Source organism: Halorubrum sp. SD612, from assembly GCF_002135005.1.
On the sequence record NZ_NEWI01000212.1, the window covers coordinates 1 to 3,721 of the forward strand.

Consider the following 3,721-nt stretch of genomic DNA (forward strand, 5'->3'; position numbering starts at 1 on the left):
CGACGAGGGGCTCGACGCGCTCCGCGAGCCGATCGCAGAGCGGCCGTATCGGAAGGTGAGCGTGGACTGTCCCGACGACGCGAAGGCGCCCGCGATGGACCGGCTGGAGACGGCGCTGCCGGACGCGTTCCCCGACGCCGCGGTCGACACGGACCACGGGGTCCGGCTGGAGTTCGAGGACGCCTCGTGGACGCTCGTGCGGCCCTCGGGCACGGAGCCGTACGTCCGCGTGTACGCGGAAAGCGACGACGTGGACGCGCTGGTCGCCGAGGTCGAGGCCGTCGTCGAGGACGCCGTCGCGGCGGCGTAGGCGGCTGACGGCCCGGCGCGGCGCTCCCGGTCGCTCTCGTTTCCCGACCGTTGACGACCGTGAGGGATTCGGGTTCGTGGATCGAACGACCGGGAATTGCCCGCGATCCCCCCGGTATTCGACCGCCTCATCTCACGAACGTGTCTCCTCGATGCCGCGGGAACGACGAATTTATGCCCCGTTCCGACGGGGATAGAAGTGAGATGGCATCCGACTTCGAACGGCGACGGTTCATCAAGGCGGCAAGCGCGGCGGGCCTGATCGGCCTCGCCGGATGTAGCGGCGGCCCGAGCGAGGACGGCGGGGACGGGTCGAACGAATCGGACGGCGAGGACGGCGGTGACGGCTCCGACGGGTCGGACGGCTCCGACTCGACGACGAGGGTCGGTATCGTCTACTCCGACGGCGGCCTCGGCGACAACTCGTTCAACGACGCGGCTCAGCAGGGGATCTTCCGTGCCGAGGAGGAGTTCGGGATCGAGTACAACGAGGCCGAGCCCGAGGGCGCCGGCGAGTTCAGTCAGTTCCAGCAGCGGTACGCGAGCTCGACGGACCCCGACTACGACCTGGTCTCCACGATCGGGTTCAACCAGGGCGACGCGCTCAGCGAGACCGCGCCGCAGTACTCCGACCAGGACTTCATGATCGTCGACACCGTCGTCGACGAGCCGAACGTCGCGAGCTACCTCTTCCGCGAGGAGGAGGGGTCGTTCCTGATGGGCGTCCTCGCCGGGCGCCTCTCCACGACCGACTTCTCCGCCGGCGAGGGCGCGACCGACCCGGACTCGACGAACGTCGGGTTCGTCGGCGGGGTCGACAGCCCCGTCATCCGCCGGTTCCAGGCCGGCTTCGAGGCGGGCGTCGACTACGCGACAGATGACGTCGACGTCATCACCAGCTACGTCGGCAGCTACGCCGACCCGACCGGCGGCCAGGAGGCCGCGCTGTCGATGTACCAGAGCGGCGCCGACGTCGTCTACCACGCCGCGGGCGCGACGGGCGTCGGCGTCTTCCAGGCGGCACAGGAGGAGGGCCGGTTCGCCTTCGGCGTCGACCAGGACCAGTCGGTCTCCGAGGAGTCGTTCGCCGACGTGATCGTCGCGTCGATGGTGAAGCGCGTCGACACCGCCGTCTACGAGTCGATCTCGAACGTCATCGACGACAACCACCAGGGCGGGAGCACCACCGCGCTCGGGCTGGAGTCCAACGGGGTCGAGTGCGTTTACGGGCAGGAGATCGGCGATCAGGTGCCCGAGGAGATCCGGACCGCGGTGTCGGACGCCCGCGACGCGATCATCGCCGGCGACATCGACGTGCCGGACACGACGAGCAACTGAGCGCCGCCCCGCGGTTTTCCGCGAGCGGTAGACCGACTGACAGCACCGCTGGCGTCAGCTCGGAATCCGCGCGTTTTTAGGCTCCCACGCGGAGTTACGGGTGAATGAACCCGGCGGTCCACTTGGACGGCATCACGAAGCGATTCCCCGGGGTCGTCGCGAACGACGACGTCGACCTCTCGGTGGAGCGCGGGAGCGTCCACGCCCTCCTCGGCGAGAACGGGGCCGGCAAGACCACGCTGATGAACGTGCTGTACGGTCTCTACCAGCCGACCGAGGGGACCGTTCGCCTCGACGGCGAGCCGCAGGCGTTCGACTCGCCGCGCGACGCGATCGACGCCGGCGTCGGCATGATCCACCAGCACTTCATGCTGGTCGACCCGATGACGGTGTGGGAGAACGTCGTCTTGGGCAACGAGCCGAAGGCGTGGGGCGGACTGCGCGTGGACCGGGAGGCGGCCCGCGAGGCGGTCGTCGAACTGAGCGAGCGGTACGGGTTCGACGTGGACCCGGACGCGACGATCGCGGACATCTCGGTCGGCGAACAGCAGCGCGTCGAGATCCTGAAGGCGCTGTACCGCGGCGCCGACGTGCTCATCATGGACGAGCCGACCGCGGTGTTGACCCCGCAGGAGGTCGACGAGCTGTACGGCGTCTTCGAGGAGCTCACCGACCAGGGGAAGACGATCATCTTCATCTCGCACAAGCTCGGCGAGGCGCTGTCCGCGGCCGACGACATCACCGTCCTCCGAGACGGCGTCAACGTGGGCACCGTCGCCGCGGACGGCGTGACGCGCGAGGAGCTCGCGGAGATGATGGTCGGCCGGGAGGTGCTCATGGACCCCGCGACGTCGCCCCGGGAGGCGGGCGACCGCATGCTCGCGGTGACCGGACTCGGCGTCGAGGACGACCGCGGCGTCGAGGCGGTCTCGGACCTCTCCTTCGAGCTCCGCGCCGGCGAGATACTGGGGATCGCGGGCGTCGACGGCAACGGCCAGTCGCAGCTCGTCGAGGCGATCACCGGCCTGCGAGAGGCGACCGCCGGGGAGATCCGCTACCGCGGCGAGTCGATGGTCGGGAAGACGCGCCGCGACCGGATCAAACGCGGGATGGCGTTCGTCCCGGAGGACCGCCAGGAGCGCGGGCTGGTCATGTCGTACGACCTCGTCGAGAACGGCATCCTCGGCAGCCAGCACGACCCGCCGTTCGCGAGCCGCGGGCGCCTCGACTGGGACGCCTCCCGCGACCACGCCGAGTCCGTCATCGAGCAGTACGACGTCCGGCCGCCGGACGCCGACGCCGACGCCGAGTCGCTGTCGGGCGGGAACCAGCAGAAGTTCATCGTCGGCCGCGAGTTCGAGCGCGACCCGGAGCTGGTCGTCGCGATGCATCCGACCCGCGGGGTCGACATCGGCTCGACCGAGTTCCTCCACGACCGACTGCTCGACCTGCGCGCCGAGGGGAAGGCCGTCCTGCTCGTCTCCTCCAAGCTCGACGAGGTACAGGGGCTCTCCGACCGGCTCGCGGTGATGCACGAGGGCGAGTTCACGGGGGTCGTCGACCCCGCGACGGTGACCGAAGAGGAGATCGGGCTCCTGATGGCCGGCGAGTCGCTCGACGACGACTCCGTCGAGGGGGCGGCGCTCCACGACGCCGCGGTCGAGGACGCGGTCGGCGGAGCCGCCGGCGGCGACGAGGAGGTGGACGCGTGAGCGACTCGGGGCCGGACGCGGACCGGGGCGGCTCCCTCCTCGCTCGCGTCGTCGCGCCGTTCGTCGACCGGAGCGTGGCGGAGCGGCTCGTCATCAGCGTCGCCGCGATCCTCCTCTCGGTCGCCATCGGGTTCGCGATCGTGCTGGTCTCCGGCCGGATCGCCGAGTGCTCGACCGCCGCGTGGACGCTACCGTTCACGGGGCTCGGCTTCTGTTACGACCCGTTCGAGGTGTACGTCGTCCTGTTCAACGGCGCGCTCGGCTACCCGTTCGCCGTCGACACGCCGGTGCTCTTCAACCCCGAATGGACGCCGTCCAACCTCCCCTTCGGGCTGACGCTCTCGGCGACGCACCCCCTGACC

General features: G+C 70.1%; 2 protein-coding genes and 2 pseudogenes. All 4 read left to right on the forward strand.

What is annotated here, in order from left to right; translation table 11 throughout:
* Positions 1–310: pseudogene (locus tag B9G38_RS15220) on the forward strand (phosphomannomutase); the annotation flags it as partial.
* Positions 311–513: 203 nt separating this feature from the next.
* Positions 514–1,647 (forward strand): BMP family protein, encoded by a 1,134-nt coding sequence (locus B9G38_RS15225; RefSeq protein ID WP_086220940.1) that lies wholly within the window; start codon positions 514–516, stop codon positions 1,645–1,647.
* 104 nt (positions 1,648–1,751) lie between these two features.
* The gene (locus B9G38_RS15230) at positions 1,752–3,359 is read left to right on the forward strand and encodes an ABC transporter ATP-binding protein (protein ID WP_086220941.1); all 1,608 of its coding nucleotides are present in this window, start codon (positions 1,752–1,754) and stop codon (positions 3,357–3,359) included.
* Positions 3,356–3,721 (forward strand): annotated as a pseudogene (locus tag B9G38_RS15235) (ABC transporter permease); the annotation flags it as partial. The gene B9G38_RS15230 and the pseudogene B9G38_RS15235, both read left to right, overlap by 4 nt.